The organism is Bradyrhizobium sp. CCBAU 25360 (genome assembly GCF_028128695.1).
Taxonomy (GTDB): domain Bacteria; phylum Pseudomonadota; class Alphaproteobacteria; order Rhizobiales; family Xanthobacteraceae; genus Bradyrhizobium; species Bradyrhizobium ottawaense.
Genome location: NZ_LBJA01000001.1, coordinates 424,959 through 441,108 on the forward strand (window position 1 = coordinate 424,959; position 16,150 = coordinate 441,108).

21 protein-coding genes are annotated in these 16,150 nt (G+C 64.5%); 13 read left to right on the top strand and 8 right to left on the bottom strand.

The features are described 5' to 3' along the window. The first annotated feature begins 7 nt into the window (after positions 1–7). The 5 genes from XH81_RS01885 (at position 8) to XH81_RS01905 (ending at position 3,659) form a co-directional block, all read left to right on the top strand. Positions 8–976 (top strand): YVTN family beta-propeller repeat protein, encoded by a 969-nt coding sequence (locus XH81_RS01885; protein ID WP_271595653.1) that lies wholly within the window; start codon positions 8–10, stop codon positions 974–976. After that, complete coding sequence (locus XH81_RS01890) at positions 973–1,779, top strand: ABC transporter ATP-binding protein (RefSeq protein WP_271595654.1); 807 nt, start codon at positions 973–975, stop codon at positions 1,777–1,779. Before XH81_RS01885 ends, XH81_RS01890 begins: the two co-directional genes overlap by 4 nt. After that, on the top strand, positions 1,776–2,624 hold the full coding sequence (locus XH81_RS01895) for an ABC transporter permease (RefSeq protein WP_028142688.1): 849 nt from the start codon (positions 1,776–1,778) through the stop codon (positions 2,622–2,624). Before XH81_RS01890 ends, XH81_RS01895 begins: the two co-directional genes overlap by 4 nt. Then, a complete protein-coding gene (locus XH81_RS01900; protein ID WP_028142689.1) occupies positions 2,621–3,229 on the top strand; it encodes a hypothetical protein in 609 nt (202 codons plus the stop codon). The genes XH81_RS01895 and XH81_RS01900 overlap by 4 nt, the downstream gene beginning before the upstream one ends. Positions 3,230–3,359: 130 nt before the next feature. After that, on the top strand, positions 3,360–3,659 hold the full coding sequence (locus XH81_RS01905) for a copper-binding protein (protein WP_028142690.1): 300 nt from the start codon (positions 3,360–3,362) through the stop codon (positions 3,657–3,659). A gap of 122 nt (positions 3,660–3,781) precedes the next feature. Here XH81_RS01905 and XH81_RS01910 read toward each other — a convergent pair whose 3' ends face one another. Further along, positions 3,782–4,339, bottom strand: coding sequence for a PQQ-dependent catabolism-associated CXXCW motif protein (locus tag XH81_RS01910; RefSeq protein WP_038973398.1), 558 nt, complete (start codon positions 4,337–4,339; stop codon positions 3,782–3,784). Then, positions 4,336–5,217 (bottom strand): substrate-binding domain-containing protein, encoded by an 882-nt coding sequence (locus tag XH81_RS01915; RefSeq protein WP_038973399.1) that lies wholly within the window; start codon positions 5,215–5,217, stop codon positions 4,336–4,338. Before XH81_RS01915 ends, XH81_RS01910 begins: the two co-directional genes overlap by 4 nt. A gap of 126 nt (positions 5,218–5,343) precedes the next feature. Here XH81_RS01915 and XH81_RS01920 point away from each other — a divergent pair, with 126 nt between their 5' ends. After that, positions 5,344–6,270, top strand: coding sequence for a quinoprotein relay system zinc metallohydrolase 2 (locus XH81_RS01920; RefSeq protein WP_028142693.1), 927 nt, complete (start codon positions 5,344–5,346; stop codon positions 6,268–6,270). Positions 6,271–6,353: 83 nt separating this feature from the next. Continuing rightward, positions 6,354–7,172 (top strand): quinoprotein dehydrogenase-associated SoxYZ-like carrier, encoded by an 819-nt coding sequence (locus XH81_RS01925; RefSeq protein ID WP_028142694.1) that lies wholly within the window; start codon positions 6,354–6,356, stop codon positions 7,170–7,172. Positions 7,173–7,355: 183 nt separating this feature from the next. Here XH81_RS01925 and XH81_RS01930 read toward each other — a convergent pair whose 3' ends face one another. Continuing rightward, a complete protein-coding gene (locus tag XH81_RS01930) occupies positions 7,356–7,715 on the bottom strand; it encodes a hypothetical protein (protein WP_026202407.1) in 360 nt (119 codons plus the stop codon). Positions 7,716–7,802: 87 nt separating this feature from the next. On the opposite strand from XH81_RS01930, the gene XH81_RS01935 reads away from it, so the two are divergent. The 5 genes from XH81_RS01935 to XH81_RS01955 are packed head-to-tail and all read left to right on the top strand — an operon-like array spanning position 7,803 to position 11,484. Continuing rightward, the gene (locus tag XH81_RS01935) at positions 7,803–8,801 is read left to right on the top strand and encodes an ABC transporter substrate-binding protein (protein ID WP_049806606.1); all 999 of its coding nucleotides are present in this window, start codon (positions 7,803–7,805) and stop codon (positions 8,799–8,801) included. 1 nt (position 8,802) lies between these two features. Beyond that, positions 8,803–9,540, top strand: a complete 738-nt coding sequence (locus tag XH81_RS01940; RefSeq protein ID WP_028142696.1) for an ABC transporter permease — start codon at positions 8,803–8,805, stop codon at positions 9,538–9,540. Then, positions 9,530–10,258, top strand: a complete 729-nt coding sequence (locus XH81_RS01945; protein WP_095427021.1) for an ABC transporter ATP-binding protein — start codon at positions 9,530–9,532, stop codon at positions 10,256–10,258. The genes XH81_RS01940 and XH81_RS01945 overlap by 11 nt, the downstream gene beginning before the upstream one ends. Positions 10,259–10,306: 48 nt before the next feature. Further along, entirely contained in the window at positions 10,307–11,110 is an 804-nt protein-coding gene (locus XH81_RS01950) for a pentapeptide repeat-containing protein (RefSeq protein ID WP_028142698.1), read from the top strand. A gap of 26 nt (positions 11,111–11,136) precedes the next feature. Then, positions 11,137–11,484, top strand: coding sequence for a hypothetical protein (locus XH81_RS01955; protein ID WP_028142699.1), 348 nt, complete (start codon positions 11,137–11,139; stop codon positions 11,482–11,484). 9 nt (positions 11,485–11,493) lie between these two features. Here the strand turns inward: XH81_RS01955 and XH81_RS01960 are convergent, their stop codons facing one another. The 5 genes from XH81_RS01960 to XH81_RS01980 form a co-directional block, all read right to left on the bottom strand. Further along, entirely contained in the window at positions 11,494–11,703 is a 210-nt protein-coding gene (locus tag XH81_RS01960; RefSeq protein ID WP_018320724.1) for a hypothetical protein, read from the bottom strand. A gap of 153 nt (positions 11,704–11,856) precedes the next feature. After that, positions 11,857–12,699 carry a hypothetical protein gene (locus XH81_RS01965; protein ID WP_244429146.1) on the bottom strand — a complete coding sequence of 281 codons (843 nt, stop codon included), beginning with the start codon at positions 12,697–12,699 and terminating at the stop codon, positions 11,857–11,859. Positions 12,700–12,970: 271 nt separating this feature from the next. After that, positions 12,971–13,051, bottom strand: coding sequence for a pyrroloquinoline quinone precursor peptide PqqA (pqqA, locus tag XH81_RS01970; protein ID WP_012029362.1), 81 nt, complete (start codon positions 13,049–13,051; stop codon positions 12,971–12,973). Positions 13,052–13,279: 228 nt separating this feature from the next. After that, positions 13,280–13,615, bottom strand: coding sequence for a hypothetical protein (locus XH81_RS01975; RefSeq protein ID WP_028142701.1), 336 nt, complete (start codon positions 13,613–13,615; stop codon positions 13,280–13,282). A gap of 138 nt (positions 13,616–13,753) precedes the next feature. Beyond that, positions 13,754–14,146, bottom strand: coding sequence for an EF-hand domain-containing protein (locus XH81_RS01980; RefSeq protein WP_028142702.1), 393 nt, complete (start codon positions 14,144–14,146; stop codon positions 13,754–13,756). Positions 14,147–14,475: 329 nt separating this feature from the next. Between XH81_RS01980 and XH81_RS01985 the strand changes: the two genes are divergently transcribed. Beyond that, entirely contained in the window at positions 14,476–16,140 is a 1,665-nt protein-coding gene (locus tag XH81_RS01985) for a methanol/ethanol family PQQ-dependent dehydrogenase (RefSeq protein WP_018320727.1), read from the top strand. Positions 16,141–16,150 lie beyond the last annotated feature (10 nt).

Below are 16,150 nucleotides of genomic sequence, written 5' to 3' on the forward strand. Positions count from 1 at the left end.
AACGCAAATGTTGCGCATGTGGCGTGTGGGGCTCTTGTCCGGACTGGCGCTGGCGGCGGCACCTGCGCATGCGTTCATCGCCTATGTCTCGAACGAGAAGAGCAATACGGTCACGGTGATCGACACCGATAGCTGGACCGTGACCAAGACCATCAAGGTCGGCCAGCGCCCGCGCGGCATCGATTTCACGCGCGACGGCAAATTCGTGATGGTCGCCGTCGGCGACGACGACACCATCCAGGTGATCGACGCCAAGACGCAAGCCGTGGTGGACAGCCTGCCCTCCGGACCCGATCCGGAATTGTTCGCGCAGGATGCCGCCGGCAAGATCCTCTACGTCGCCAACGAGAACGACAATACGGTGACCGTGATCGACCTCGAGAAGCGCGCCAGGCTCGGCGACATCCAGGTCGGCGTCGAGCCCGAGGGCATGACCATCAGTCCCGACGGCAAGACGCTGATCAACACGTCGGAAACGACCAACATGGCGCATTTCATCGACACGGCGTCGCGCCAGATCGTCGCCAACGTGCTGGTCGATGCGCGGCCGCGCTTTGCCGAGTTCAAGCACGATGCTTCCGAAGTGTGGGTCTCCTCCGAGATCGGCGGCACCGTCTCGGTGATCGACCCGAAGAAGCACGAGGTGATCGGCAAGGTCAATTTCGAGATCCCGGGCCTGAGGAAAGAGGCGATCCAGCCCGTCGGCATCGGCATGACCAAGGACGACAAGACCGCCTTCATCGCGCTCGGCCCCGCCAACCGCATCGCCGTGGTCGACGTCGCCTCGCGCAAGGTGACGAAATACCTGTTGGTCGGGCAGCGGGTCTGGCACATGGCGTTCACGCCCGACGAAAAATATCTGCTCACCACCAACGGCGTGTCGAACGACGTTTCCGTCATCGACGTCGCCGCGCAAAAGGTGATCAAGACGATTCAGGTGGGCGAACTGCCCTGGGGCATCACGATCGCGCCATGACCAGCCCCGCTCCGATTCCCGAGCCACAGGAGGCGCCGAAGCTAGAAGCGGCGGCGGTGCCGGCGCTGTCGATCGACGGCGTCAGTCATGCCTATGGGCAGCGGCGTGCGTTGATCAACGTCTCTTTCAACGTGCAGCCGGCGAGCTTTACCGCCCTGCTCGGCCTCAACGGCGCCGGCAAGAGCACGCTGTTCTCGCTGATCACGCGCCTGTTCGGCATCCAGAGCGGCCGGGTCGGCATTTTCGGCCACGACATCAGCAAGAGCCCCGGCGAGGCGCTGCGGCTGCTCGGCGTCGTGTTCCAGCCACGTACGCTCGATCTCGACCTGTCGCTGACCCAAAACCTGCTCTATCACGCAGCCCTCCACGGCATCAGCCGGAGCGAGGCCGCCGCACGCAGCGCCGAGCTGCTCGGCCGCATCGGGCTCGCTGACCGCGCCGGCAGCAAGGTGCGCGATCTCTCCGGTGGCCAGATGCGGCGGCTGGAGATCGCGCGGGCGCTGCTGCACCAGCCGCGGCTGCTGTTGCTGGACGAGCCGACCGTCGGCCTGGATGTCAAGGCGCGCGCCGACATCATCAGCCAGGTCCGCCAGCTCGTGACGGAGCAAGGCATCGGCGTGCTCTGGGCCACGCATCTGTTCGACGAGATCATGCCGAGTGACGACCTCGTGGTGCTGCACCAGGGCAAGGTGCTGGCGCAGGGGCCGATGAGCCGCGTCGTCACCGAGGCCGGCGCGCAGGACGTCAACACCGCCTTCATGCGCCTGACCGGTGCGCAAACCATGCCGGGAGGCGGCGCATGAGCAGCATCACCACGCGCGAGGTGCCGCGCGGCTTCTCGGTCCAGGAGTACCTCACCTGCCTTACCGGCATCGTCTGGCGCGAGGGGTTGCGCTTCCTGCATCAGCGCGAACGCTTCGTCTCGGCGCTGGTGCGGCCCCTGGTGTGGCTGTTCATCTTCGCCGCCGGCTTCCGTCAGGTGCTCGGCATCTCCATCATCCCGCCCTACGAGACCTACATCCTCTACGAGGTCTATATCGCGCCCGGGCTGATGGCGATGATCCAGCTCTTCAACGGCATGCAGTCCTCGCTCTCGATGGTCTACGACCGCGAGATGGGCAACATGCGCACGCTGCTGGTGAGCCCGCTGCCGCGCGGGTTCCTGCTGTTCTGCAAGCTGCTGGCGGGCACCGCGGTGTCGCTGCTCCAGGTCTATGCGTTCCTGCTGATCGCCTGGTTCTGGGACATCACCCCGCCGTCGTCAGGCTATCTGACCGTGCTGCCGGCGCTGATCCTGTCCGGGCTGATGCTGGGCTCGCTCGGTATGCTGATCTCCTCCGGCATCAAGCAACTCGAGAACTTCGCAGGCGTCATGAACTTCGTCATTTTCCCGATGTTCTTCGCCTCGTCCGCGCTCTACCCGCTGTGGCGGGTGCAGGAGGGCAGCCCCTATCTGTACTACCTCTGCGAGGCCAATCCGTTCACCCATGCGGTCGAGCTGATCCGTTTTGCGCTCTACGGGCAAATCAACTGGATCTCGCTGGCAGTGGTCGCGGCTTGCACAATCGTCTTCATGATCGGCGCGATTCTGGCCTATGATCCCTCGCGTGGGCTGGCGCGACGGGGGCCCGCAGGAGGCGAAGGATGAAGGTTCTGGCGATGGCTGTTGTGGCGCTGGCGCTGTCGGGCACGGCCGCGCGCGCGGCCGATCCACGCTATCCCGACTGGCCCTGCACCCAAGCCAAGGTGCCGGAGATTTCGCTTGCCGCCGTCTGGGCCGGCCCGGCGCTCGACGACGTCCAGAACACATGGAAAGACGACGCCAAGGTCAGCGCACTGGTCGCAAAACTATCGGCGCGCAAAACGCCGCTCGATGAGGCCGAAAAGTCCGTGAAGGAATTTCTGGCCGCCTCCGCCACTGACAAGACCGCGAAGGCGAAGCTCCTGTTCGCCGGCCTGTTCGACACGCTCAATGCCCAGCGCTCCCAGGTGATGGCCGGGCTCGAACGCGTCAGCCGCAAGCAGCGCGAGGCCGCCGACAAGATTCGCGAGGAGGCGATCGCCCTTCAGGCGCTGCAGGGCGCGACGCCGCGCGACGAGGCCAAGGTCGAAACGCTCAGCAACGAACTGATCTGGAAGACCCGCATTTTCGAGGACCGCAACAAGGTCGTGCGATTCGTCTGCGAGGTTCCCACCACGATCGACCAGCGCCTGTTCGCACTTGGCCGCGTGATCCAGCAGGAAATGGAATAGCGCCCGCCTCGCTGGAGGCCACGACAAGGTTCCCGGATCGGCCCGGTTAACCTTTGCCCGGCTATCTGCCGGAACCAAATCGATCTAGGATGGCTTGTCGAAGTGAACTCCAAGACGTCGGGAGGCCTCGATGGGAACCACCAGATTCATCTTTGCGGGCGCTGCGGCCCTCAGCATGCTTGCAACCAGCGCTCTTGCCGACGACATGACCGGAATGGTCATGCGGATCGATCGGCTCAACGGCACGATCTCGATCCAGCAGACGCAGAAGGGCACCGTCGGTGGTAGCGCTGGCGGCGCCGGCGCGCTCCAGGAGTACAAAACCAAGGACGCCGCGATGCTGGAGGCCGTTCATGCCGGCGACAGGGTGAACTATTCTGCGACCGACAACAACGGCACGGGCACGCTGACGAAGCTGCAGAAGCAGTAGGCGCTTGCTTCGCCTCTCCCCTTTCGCACCGCCGTCGTGGCCGGGCTTGTCCCGGCCATCCACGCTTGGCCACGCAGCGTGAAGAACGTGGATGCCCGGGACAAGCCCGGGCATGACGACGTCTACTGCTCGGGCCGCGGCTCCGGCTGCACCTCCTCTGTCGGAAGCTTGGCGCGCTCCCAGCCGTCGGTGCCGTCGGGGTACCAGGCGATGTTGGAATAGCCATACGCCAGCGCGCGCTTGGCGGCGTTCCAGGACATCCAGCAATCGGCGAGGCAATAGATCACCAGCAGCGCGGCCTTGTCGCCACGCGAGGCCTGTGCGAGGCCGCGCTGGAGATAATCGTCCATGGCCGGCGGCAATTTGCCGTAGCCGGTATCCGGCAGCCAGATGCTGCCCGGAATGTTCTTGCGCGGCGCATCACGCCATACCGTGCCTGCGGGAAGGTTCTTCGGCTTCGGCGGGCGCGGCAGCACGTCGACGAACGCGCCGCTCCTGGCGCGCCAGATCGCTTCGGCTTCCACCGTGTTGAGCACGCGCGCGCCCGCAAGCGTCGCCGGCACCGGTGCGCGATAATTGTCGGCGCGATAACCCTCGGGCTCGAACGGCTCCTGCTGCTGCGCGGATGCCGGCACCGCCAACGCGGCAACGACGAGCGCAGCGGCAAGAGGCCGCCTCATTGCGACTTCTTGGCCGTCTCCGCGCTGAGCGGCCGATTGCTCTCGTCGAGCAGCGGTATACCGAAGTCGACCAGGATCTTGTTGATCTCGCCCTGGTTCTCCTGGATCAGCTTGTTGAGCTGTCGCTTCCAGTTCTGGTCGGCGGGACGCACGCCCATGCCGATGCGATAGACCAGCTTCGGCCCCGTGGTTTCCTTCACCAGCGGCGTGACGTGAAGCGAGCCGATCTTCTTCGCATAATAGCCGGCCATGGGTCCCCACAGCACCCCGGCGTCGATCTTGCCGGCGGCGAGGTCGTCGATCATCGCCTGCGCCGAATTGTCGTAGCGCGTGTCGATCATCAGCGGATAGGGTTTTGCATCGCTCATCAGGCCGGCAATGGCCATGTTGGTCGCCGGCGGCGTTCCGGCGACGATGCCGACATGCTTGCCCTTCAGCTTCGGGTCCTCGAGCGTATCGACCTCCTCGAGCCCGCTGCCGGCCTTGGCGACCAGCGCGTACGACGTGCGGTAATAGGGATTGGTGCCCTGCACGACGTCATCGCCTTGCGGAAAACCCATGATGACATCGCAGCGATGCGCGCCCAGCGTCATCCGCACGAAGCCGGTGGCCTGCGGGAAGAAGACGTAGTCGAGTTTCTTCTTGAGCTTGTCGGCAAACAGCTCGGCCAGCTTGTTCTCGAACCCCTCGCCCTTCTCGTTCGAGAACGGCAGATTGCGCGGATCGGCGCAGACGCGCAGCACGTTCGGGTCGACCAGCTCGAACGAGAGGTCGCCGCTGTCATTGGTCTGCGCGATGGCGACATCGCCGAACGCACAGGACGCAACCAGGACCCCCAGTGAAAACAACCAGCGACGATGTCGTCCGGCCTCCGTCATCGCGCTTCCTCCTCGTTTTGTTTGAATGCTATCCATGCAACGCATGACGCGCCATCTTTTGCCAGACTTCGCTGGCTTTGCTTTGTTGCAGTGCAATGCAGCAACCCTTTGAACTGAGGCGGAAAAGTGTCTCGCATCGCTCGAGTGATCGCAGCCTTGTCCCTGCTGGGGATCGTAACGCTAGCACGGGCCGGGGCGGCCGAATTGCCTGTGAGCGAAGTCGCAGCGGGAATCTTCGTACACTCCGGGGCCATTGCCCTGATGACCCGCGAGAACGAGGGTGACATTGCCAATGTCGGCTTCATCGTCGGCGATGATGCGGTGGCCGTCATCGACACCGGCGGCAGCCTCCGCGAAGGCGAGGCCCTGCTGGCCGCCGTGCGGGCTCGCACGCCCAAGCCGATTCGCTATGTCATCAACACCCACGGCCATCCCGACCATGTCTTCGGCAACGCGGCCTTCGCCGCCGGTGGCACCAGCTTCGTCGGTCACAGCAAGCTGCCGCAGGCGCTCGCGACGCGCGGCCCCTACTATCTCGACAATTTTCGCCGCATCATGGGCAGCGCGTTGATCGATCCCGTGAAGATCATTGCCCCGACCCTCTTGGTTTCGGACACGATGACGCTCGATCTCGGGTCGCGCCGCCTCATCTTGCGCGCCTGGCGGACCGGGCACAGCGACAGCGACGTCACCGTGTACGACGAGGCGACAAAAACCTTGTTCGCGGGCGACCTCGTCTTTCTCCGCCACATTCCGGTCATGGACGGCAGCATCCGCGGCTGGCTCGACACGTTGAAGGAATTGGAGACCATCCCGGCGCAACGCGTCGTTCCCGGTCACGGCCCCGTGAGCGACTGGCCTGCCGCGCTGGCCGATGAGCGGCGTTACTTGTCAACGCTGCTATCCGACGTGCGCGCGCTGAACAAGAATGGCGAGCCGATCCGAGCCGCGGCCGACAAGGCGGCTGCGGAAGAGCGGCCGCGCTGGCAGTTATTCGGCGATTACAACGCCCGGAACGCAACTGCAGCATTTTCGGAAATTGAATGGGAGTAGCAGGCGCGCTACGATAGGCGCAGGAGATCGGCTTCGCTGACTCCGGAACGAGATCAGCTTCGCTGACTCGGAGGATCATGACCATGACCCGATGGACACGCCACCTGCCCTTGATCGCTGCACTGCTCGGCATCGCCTTCGCCGTGCCGGCGCAGGCTGAAGAGGCCGACGATCCCTGGCCGGGCCTGGTGCAGGACATCTTCAATAGCCGTGCGATGAACGACGGCAGCGGCGTGATCGGCATCGAGATGCCGTATCGCGCAGAGGACGCGGCGATCGTGCCGGTGACCCTGCGCAGCAAGCTGTCGCCCGCAGACAGTCGCCGTATCCGTTCGATCACGCTCGTGATCGACCGTAACCCGGCGCCGATGGCGGCGAAGTTCGAGCTCGGCTCCGACGCCAATGTCACCGAGATCTCGACGCGCGTGCGTGTCAACAATTACACCGATGTGCACGCGGTGGCCGAGCTCAGCGATGGCCAGCTCTATGTCTCGAAAGTCTATGTGAAAGCCTCCGGCGGCTGCTCGGCGCCGGCAGGAAAGAACGCCGAGGAGGCGCAAAACCGGCTCGGCCAGATGCGCTACAGGCAATTCGCGCGCGAGGAAGCGCCCGCGAGCCGCATCCGCGAAGCGCAGATCATGATCGGCCATCCCAACAATTCCGGCCTTCAGATGGACCAGGTCACGCAGCTCTACATTCCCGCCTTCTTCGTCAACCAGCTGAAGCTGACGCAGGACGACAGCCCGGTGCTGTCGATGGAAGGCGGCATCTCGATCTCGGAAGATCCCAATCTGCGCTTCACCTATGTCTCCAACGGCGCCAAGCGTTTCCGCGCGGAAGCAAAGGACACGGATGGGCACGTGTTCCGGAATGAGTGGGATGTGGAGAAGCCGGGGACGTAGCTAGCACCGCTTATGCTAATTCCCCTCTCCCCTTGTGGGAGAGGGTGGCTCGCCGCATAGCGGCGAGACGGGTGAGGGGTCTTTCTCCTCAGATGAGCGCGCGGTGAGATACCCCTCATCCGGCGCTCCGCGCCACCTTCTCCCACAAGGGGAGAAGGGATTGCACCGTTTCCGCGGCTATAGCTAGAAACACCTCACCTCGGCTTCCGCCTGCGCCCGCCGCAAATCGTTCACTGCCGTGTTCGCCTGCTCGGAGGTGCGGAACTGGACGCCGAGATTGCCGCGGACCTGGGACATGCTGAGCGCGGTCTCGGCGGTCACGTAGCGCTCATAGGTGACGATCGAGGCGACCACGTCGATCGAGCAGGAACATTGCTCGATCGACTGCCGACTCTCGCCATTGGCCTTCATGCAGCCATAGACGTACTCCGCGCGCGCCGACGTCGGATAATCATTGGCCTCCTCGGCCCGCGCCACGCACGCGGTCGCCGCCAGCACCGTCAATGCGGCGACAATCGGTCGTAGCTGTCCGGCCAGTTTCATGCGCATCCTCCCGCGGGTTGCGAGCAAAGCTATGCTATGCGTATTGTCCTGAAAAGCACTCTATCAGAGGAAACGGCTCACAAGGTGATGAGAGCACTTGGCGTGATAAGGGCACTTGGTCGAATATTGGCGCTCGCGACGACGCTGGCGCTATCGCTGGCCGCACCCGGCCGCGCCGCGGATTCGATCCGCCTTGCGGTGCAGAAAACCGGAACATTCTCCTGGGAGCTGGCCGCGATCCGCGCGAGCGGCCTCGACAAGGAGGCGGGCCTTTCGCTCGAGGTCACCGAGCTCGCGAGCACCGAGGCCGGCAAGATCGCGATGCGCGCAGGCAGCGCCGACATCATCCTGTCAGACTGGCTGTGGGTGTCGCGCGAGCGCGCGCTCGGTGCCAAGCTCACCTTCTATCCCTATTCCAGCGCGCTCGGCGCAGTGATGGTACCCGCATCCTCTCCGATCAAGACGCTCGCCGACCTGAAGGGGCGCAAGCTCGCGGTCGCCGGCGGGGCGATCGACAAGAGCTGGCTGCTGCTCCAGGCGAGCATGAAGCAGGACGGCATCGACCTGAAGTCGGAGGCGACCATCGCCTACGGCGCCCCGCCCCTGATCGCCGCCAAGGCGCTCGACGGCGAGATGGAGGCGAGCCTCAATTTCTGGAATTTCTGTGCCCAGCTCGAGGCCAAGGGATTTCGCCGCCTCGCCGGCATCGAGGACATTCTGCCGAAGCTCGGTGCCAAAGGCGCGGTCTCCGCCGTCGGCTATGTCTTCGACGAGAATTGGGCCGCGAGCCATCGCGACGCCGTGGCGCGATTCATCGCGATGACGCGCAAGGCCAAGCAGCTGCTGGTGACCTCGGATGCAGCCTGGGACAAGATCGCGCCGCTCACCGGCACGTCCGACGCAGCCATGCTCAAGACCTATCGCGACCGCTATCGCGACGGTATTCCGCGCCGGAGCATCGACGACGAGGAGAAAGACGCGCGCGTGCTTTACCGCGTGCTGGCCGAGATCGGCGGCCGCGACCTCGTCGGCCCGGCGGCCGAGCTCGATCCGGGCACGTTCTATCACGCGGTCCCCGGAGATTGAGGTGCTGCGTCTTCTGTCGTTCGCCCTGTTTCTCGCGATCTGGTGGATTGCCGCGCTGTTCGTCGGCGGCGCGAAGCTGCCCTCCCCGCCGGCCGTGCTCGAGGTGATGATCGCGGAAGCCTCATCTGGCGCGCTGTTCCTGCATCTCGGCGCCACGCTGGCGCGCGTGACCCTCGCCTTCGTGCTGGCGATGTCGCTCGGCAGCGCCATCGGCTACCTGATGGGACGGGTCAGGCTCGCGGATAAGCTCGGCGATCCCTGGCTGATCCTGCTACTCAATTTGCCCGCGCTGGTCGTGATCGTGCTGGCCTATATCTGGGCCGGCCTGACCGAGGCCGCCGCGATCGCGGCGATCGCCATCAACAAGCTGCCGACCGCGGTCGTCACCCTGCGCGAGGGCACCCGCGCGCTCGACCGCTCGCTCGACGAGATGGCGAGCGTGTTCGCGATGCCGCGCTGGCGCGCGTTCCGCCATGTCGTGCTGCCTCAGCTTGCGCCTTACATCGCAGCCTCGGCCCGTTCCGGACTGTCGCTGGTGTGGAAGATCGTGCTGGTCGCCGAGCTCTTGGGACGTCCGAACGGCGTCGGCTTCGAGATCGGCGTCGCTTTCCAGCTGTTCGACACGCCGCGGCTGCTCGCCTATTCGCTGACCTTTGCCGCGGTCGTGCTCGTCATCGAGACCTTGCTGGTGCAGCCGTTCGAAGCCCGCGCAAACAGGTGGCGCCCCCGTGCGGCTTGAGCTCGAGATCACAGGCAAGACGTTCAGGAGTGCCGCGGGCGGAACGCACGAGGTGCTGGCGCCGCTCAAATTCGCGCTTCAATCCGGCGAGGTCGGCGTGCTCATCGGTCCCTCCGGTTGCGGCAAGAGCACGATGCTGCGCATCATCCTGGGGCTCGATAGCGATTTCAGGGGCCACGTTGCGCGTCCACCGCAGGCGCGGATCGGCATGGTGTTTCAGGAGCCGCGGCTGCTGCCGTGGCGTTCGGTCGAGCAGAATGTGCGGCTGGCGGCGCCCGACGTGACCGAGGCGAAGCTGTCCGAACTGTTCAGGATTCTGGAGCTGGAAGCGCATCGCAGCCACTTTCCCGGCGAGTTGTCGCTCGGCCTTGCCCGGCGCGTCGCGCTCGCCCGCGCTTTCGCAGTCGAGCCCGATCTCCTCGTGCTCGACGAGCCCCTCGCCTCGCTCGACGACGCGCTCGCCGGCCGCTTGCGCGACGAGATCGCGACGCTGGTGGCCAGCCGTCCGGTGATGACGCTGCTTGTCACCCACAGTTTCGATGACGCGGTTCGCCTCGGCGACCGCCTGTTCTTCTTGTCGCCGCGCCCCGCGCGTATCGTGGCCGAGGTGCCTATCGGCATCCCGCGCGACAGACGCGGCGAAGCCGAGATTGCGGCGATCAAGGCCGGCCTCGCCCAACGAACTCAAGGCGACCGCACTGAGCGAGATGTCTCATAGCCGGTCGCCTGGCGGACGTGCTAGACTGGGCCGGCGGCGGAGTCGATGATGACGCGGACGGTCGCCCTCTCAACGCTGGCAACGCTTGGTCTTGCACTCGTCACGATGACGGCGGGCGCGCAGGACATGATGCGCGACGTCGACCTCACCTCCCCCGCGATGGTCTCGTCCGAAATGACCAGGCCAGAGGTCGAGGCCGTGCTGGCCAAAGCGAGCGCCGCGCAGCCTGCCGATTTCACCGGCAAACGCCTGTCGGGCCTCGATCTCTCGGGGCTGGACCTGTCCAACGCGGTCTTCCGCGCCGCGCGGCTCAACAAGACAATACTCCGAGACGCCAGGCTTGACCGTGCAATCCTCGATCAGGCGTGGCTGCTGGATGCGGATCTTACCGGCGCAAGCCTGAAGGGCGCCAATCTGTTCGCCTCGCAAATGGCCCGCGCGCGTCTCGACGGCGCGAACCTGTCAGGAGCGCGCATCGCTGCCGATCTCACCGGCGCAAGCCTGGTCGGCGCTTCGATCGCGGACGCGAATCTGGGCGCCGATATGCGCAACCAGTCGATGGGGCTGATGCGCGCGGTGCTGAGATCCGCCAATCTGGAACGGCTGAACGCGCGCAACGCCGATTTGTCGCGCGTCGACCTCGAATTCGCAGTCCTCAGGAGCGCCGATCTGAGCGGCGCATCACTGAAGAACGCCCAACTCGGCGGAGCCGATCTGACGGGCGCGATCGTCATCGACGCCGATTTCGACGGCGCCGATCTCGTCTCGGCGAAGCTGATTGCACTGAACGGCCTTGACCGCGCCAAAAATTTCGACAAGGCAAAGAACCGCGAGCGCCTGATCAGGGAATGATGGCCCGCCTTTGGGAGGACTGGCTGATGCGTTGGGTTCTAGCTTTGATCGCGTCGTTGACGCTTGCCGGCGAAGCCGCCGCGCAGGCCAAGGGCAAGGGCATTAGGCTCTGGAACCTGACGACGGAGACGATCTCCGGCTTCCAGCTCTCGCCCGCCGGCAAGACCGACTGGGGCCCGAACCAGTGCTTGAACGACAAGGACAAGGAGGTCGACCACGACGAGCGGCTGCGCATCACCGGCGTCGAGCCGGGCCGCTACGACGCCAAGGTCAGCTATCCCAGTGCGCGGCAGTGCGTCGTTCGCGACATCGAGATCAGGGCGGATGCGGTGTTCTCGATCGCCGACAAGGATCTGAAGGACTGCAGCAAGTAGCGAGACGCCTCACGCCTTGTCGTTCGGGTGCGGATATTCGCAGCGCCACCGCACCGCCTGCCATTTCGGATGGTCGCCGACCCATTGCGCGATATAGGGGGGCGCGGCCATCGCGCATTGCCGCGGCGACCCACCATAGTTGAACATCAAATGCTGTTCCTCGCAGGTCGCAGGCGAGAGCACCGCACACACAGTCACCACCAGGTCAATCGGGTTCATGCCGGGATCCTCTCGCAAGTGGCGGTCAAGATTAGCACGAAAGGTTACGTACCACGGAAGCGGAAGTTTCAGATCCGGGCGAGAAATGGGGCGGGAACTGGCTCTTCCCGGGCTCCCAGGCAAGGCAAAGCCCGGGCATGACGACGCTCTCTGCTAAAAATTGACGCCGAACACCATCCGGGCCTGGTGGCGCTCGAAATTGACGAGGTCGAGATTGCCGCCCGCTCCGGCCGGCCGGCCCCAGGCCTGCATGCTCCAGCTCAAGGTCAGCCGCGAGCGCTCGGAGAGCTGGAAATAGGCGGTCGGGCCGACGAACAGGGCCTGGCCTGAAAACTCGCCGAGGCCGATGCCTTCATATTGCCGGAAGTAGCGCAGCTCCCCGCCGAGCAGCATGTTGGGCCGCACGCGCACCAGGCCGGCGAACGCCGCACCGATCGTCGAACTCTTCTCGGACTGCCCCGCCACCTCGAAGCGCGCCCATTCCGGTTGATAGATCAGGTTGAGGGCGCCGATGGCAAAATTCGGGATGAGTTCGCGGTCGATGGCGAGGGTGAATTCCGTGCCGTACATCCGCCCCTTCGCGCCGCTGGTCTCGTCGATGCGGTCGCCGTGGAGCTCGGCGGCGATGGTGAGGCCGAACGGGGCGCGCTCGCGGTCGAGCAGGCGATAACGCAGGTCGAGCGAGGCGCCCTGGAAGTTGATCTGACGGCGGTCGTCGATGTCGGGGACGCCGGTGATGTCGTGCAAGCTGGCGGCGGCGCCAACCTCGATGCGGAAGTTCGGCAGCGGCACGATCTCGATCTCGACCTCTTTCTCAAGAGCGCGATAGGTGCCGCCGCCCTTGCCGAAGCGCCCCGTCGTTTGGCTCTGGAATTCGCGCTCGCCGGGATTGCCGACATCGGTGCCGATCATGAAGCCGAAGATGTGCTCGGTATCGAAGCCCTCCTCGGCGTGCCCATGCGTCGGTATCAGCGCGACCGCGCAGGCAATCACCATCAGAAATCTGCGAGCTCCGCCGCGCATCCCCGTACCCCGAAGGCGCGCGCCGCTTTGATGCGGCAGCAGCGCTGACCGGCCATCAGCGTAACACACTGCAGCAAGAGCGTGGTCTAGATTTTGAAAGAAGATGATTGCAGCCTGCGCAGGCGTTTCATCGCAGGCGTATCATCGCGTCGGTGGCAAGAAGCACAATGATGCCAGGCTCGGGATCCGACACTGCCACGGCTTCGACGGCGTTCACCGTCAAAGCCGCGGCAGGTCGTCAGTCTTACTTGCGCGCAGCGCAGGCGTACATGTTGATTTCCATGCCGACCGGCACTTCCACGATCTTCGGAGCTTTCCAAGCCATTCGGGGTCTCCCCAAGGTATTGAGCGCGACATCGCGCGGCGCAAAACCTAGGGCTGCGTCAGTTGCAGTTCAAGCCTCGATTCGCCTGCCGAGCGCGTCCGTGTCGATTCTTCGCGGCTGCGTTTCTCTCTCGGACAAAGCCAGTTCCCTCTTGGTCAAGCACGACCTGCGAGACACCGTCTTGTGCGACGCACCGCACGTCGAATCGACACGAATGGCACGTCGCCGTCAGCAGCCCTTGTCGGCCATTGCGGCGTCCGGCTTGGCACCTTCGGCCCGCTGAGCCGCCGTCGGCTGGCTCTGCATCTGCCGCTGCGCATCTTCGGATGAAGCCGGCGTTTCGCCACTTGCACGGTTCATCGTGCTGGTCGGCGGATGCTGGCTGGTGTCGCCCGCTGAACTGGACGAGGGCGACTGCGCTGCGCCCACCGTCACGGGACCAGAACCGGCATCCTTGTCAGTGCTGGCGCTGCCCGTGTTGCACGGGCCGGCGACCGCGACTCCGGCGCTCAACGCCAGGATCGCGCAGGCAGCAAGAACGGAACGTTTCGTGTTCATCTGCATCTCCTCTTCTCCCGCGGCGCTGCCCCGGCGCCGAGCAGGACGTCGCGAAGAGAACAGGCCGAGCAGCCTGATGTTCCGAGTTTCGGAGCGGAAATGCTCCCAAACGCCACCGCGTCACGACTGTTCCGATTGCACCGCTCACCGCAACAATCGCAGCAGCGCGCGCCCGGCGCGCGAGTTCAGCTCCTTCGCATCCAGCGTTCCGTCCTTGTCGGGATTGGCCGCGTTGAAGCGCTGCTCGACCACGGACAGATATTCGTCGAGCGTCAGGGTCCCGTCACGATCGGGATCGGCCGCGGCGAGCTCTTTCGCCGTCAACCGTCCGCGCAATTCGCGCGCATCGAGCGTGCCGTCATGATCGGGATCGAGCTTTGCGAACGTTGCGGCGGCCGCCTTCTTCACCTCGGCGAGATCGAGCGTGCCGTCATTGTCGGTGTCGAACAACTTGACCGCGTTGCCGGAGGCCGACCACGCCGGACCGGACAACAATGCAATGGTGAGCGCAAGTGCAACTGAGCGACGCGAAATCATCAAGACCTCCAGATGAAGAGCCCCGGTTCGGGCGGGGACACGACGACATAAATCCACAAGCAGTCCCAGGTTCAAGTCCGTAACTGCGCGACAACCCCGGGGAACCTGGCTTCCGCCCCGACAACCTACGCCGAAGCTGCTTCGCGTTGCGGAATTTTTTCAGCGTCTCCACGCAAGTGGAAGTCTACGGCCGTCAGGTTTCCGTAAGGTGACCGGCGCCTGTTCAACGATATCGACACGACACTTACGACTTTCGTATTGACGCGTTTTGGTTTCCGACGGAGTGTTGCTCCCGCAGCGTCAAAAGGCGCGCATATTGGGAGGAACGGATGAAACGCTTTGCGATGGCCGCGAGCCTCGTCATGCTTGCATCGACTTGTGCAAGCGCACAGACCACCGAGCAACTGGTCAAGGGCGCGACTGATACATCGAACGTTCTCAATTACGGGATGGGCTACAATCTGCAGCGCTTCTCGACGCTGAACCAGATCAACAAGGACAGCGTCAAGAACCTCGTCCCGGTCTGGAATTACTCTTTCAACGACGATCGCAGCGAGGAATCGCAACCGCTGGTGTACCAGGGCGTGATCTACGTGACCTCGCACAACGCGACCATGGCGGTCGACGCCAAGACCGGCAAGCAGATCTGGAAGACCAAGGTCGAATATCCCGCCGAGACGCCGCGCATCGTCTGTTGCGGCATCATCAACCGCGGTGCGGCGCTCTATGACGGCAAGGTGTTTCGCACCACGCTCGACGCCAACGTGATCGCGCTCGACGCCAAGAACGGCAAGGAGCTGTGGCGGCAGAAGGCGGCCGACATCAAGGAAGGCTATTCGATGACGGTGGCGCCGCTGGTTGCCGACGGCGTCGTCATCACCGGCATCTCCGGCGCCGAGTTCGGCACCAGGGGATTCATCGACGGCTGGGATCCCGCGACGGGCAAGCATCTCTGGCGCACCCATTCGATCCCCTCGCCGGAAGAGCCCGGCGGCGATACCTGGAAGGGCGATACCTGGAAGCTCGGCGGCGGCTCGACCTGGATCACGGGGTCTTATGACCCCGAGCTGAACACGATCTATTGGGGCATCGGCAATCCCGGCCCGTTCAACTCGGCGGTGCGTCCCGGCGACAATCTCTACACCTGCTCCGTGCTGGCGATGGATCCCAAGACCGGCAAGATCAAGTGGCACTACCAGTTCTCGCCGAACAACCCGTTCGACTATGACAGCGTGGCCGAGATGGTCCTCGCCGACATGAATGTCGAGGGCAAGCCGACCAAGGTGCTGATGGACGCCAACCGCAACGGCTTCTTCTACGTGCTCGACCGCACCAACGGCAAGCTGCTCGCGGCCAATCCTTACGTGAAGGTCAACTGGGCGACCGGCATCGACATGAAGACGGGACGTCCGATCGAGACCGACGTGTCTAAGGACGCGCGCGAGGGCAAGAAGGTCACGGTCTATCCGTCGATCCTCGGCGGCAAGAACTGGGAGCCGATGTCCTTCAACCCGCAGACCGGCCTTGCCTATGCCAACACGCTCGCCTTCGGTGGCAGGTACAAGACGGAGCCCGTCACCTTCAAGCAGGGTGAATGGTATCTCGGGATGGACCTGACCGACCTCTGGGAGTACGGCGACGGGCCGCGCGGTCATCTCAAGGCGATCGATCCCATGACCGGCAAGTCGAAATGGGAAGCGCCGAGCGACATTCCACGCTTCTCGGGCGTGCTGTCGACCGCGGGCGGCGTCGTGTTCTCGGGTGCCCTAACCGGCGAGTTCGAGGCCTTCGATGCCGACACCGGCAAGAAGCTCTGGCAGTTCCAGACCGGGTCCGGCATCGAGGGCCAGCCGGTGACCTGGCAGCAGGATGGCGTGCAGTATGTCGCGGTGACCAGCGGCTATGGCGGCGTCTACTCGCTGTTCTCCGGCGACGAGCGGCTTGCCAACGTGCCGCCCGGCGGCTCGCTGTGGGTCTTTGCGGTCAAGCAGTAATCCACGGCAT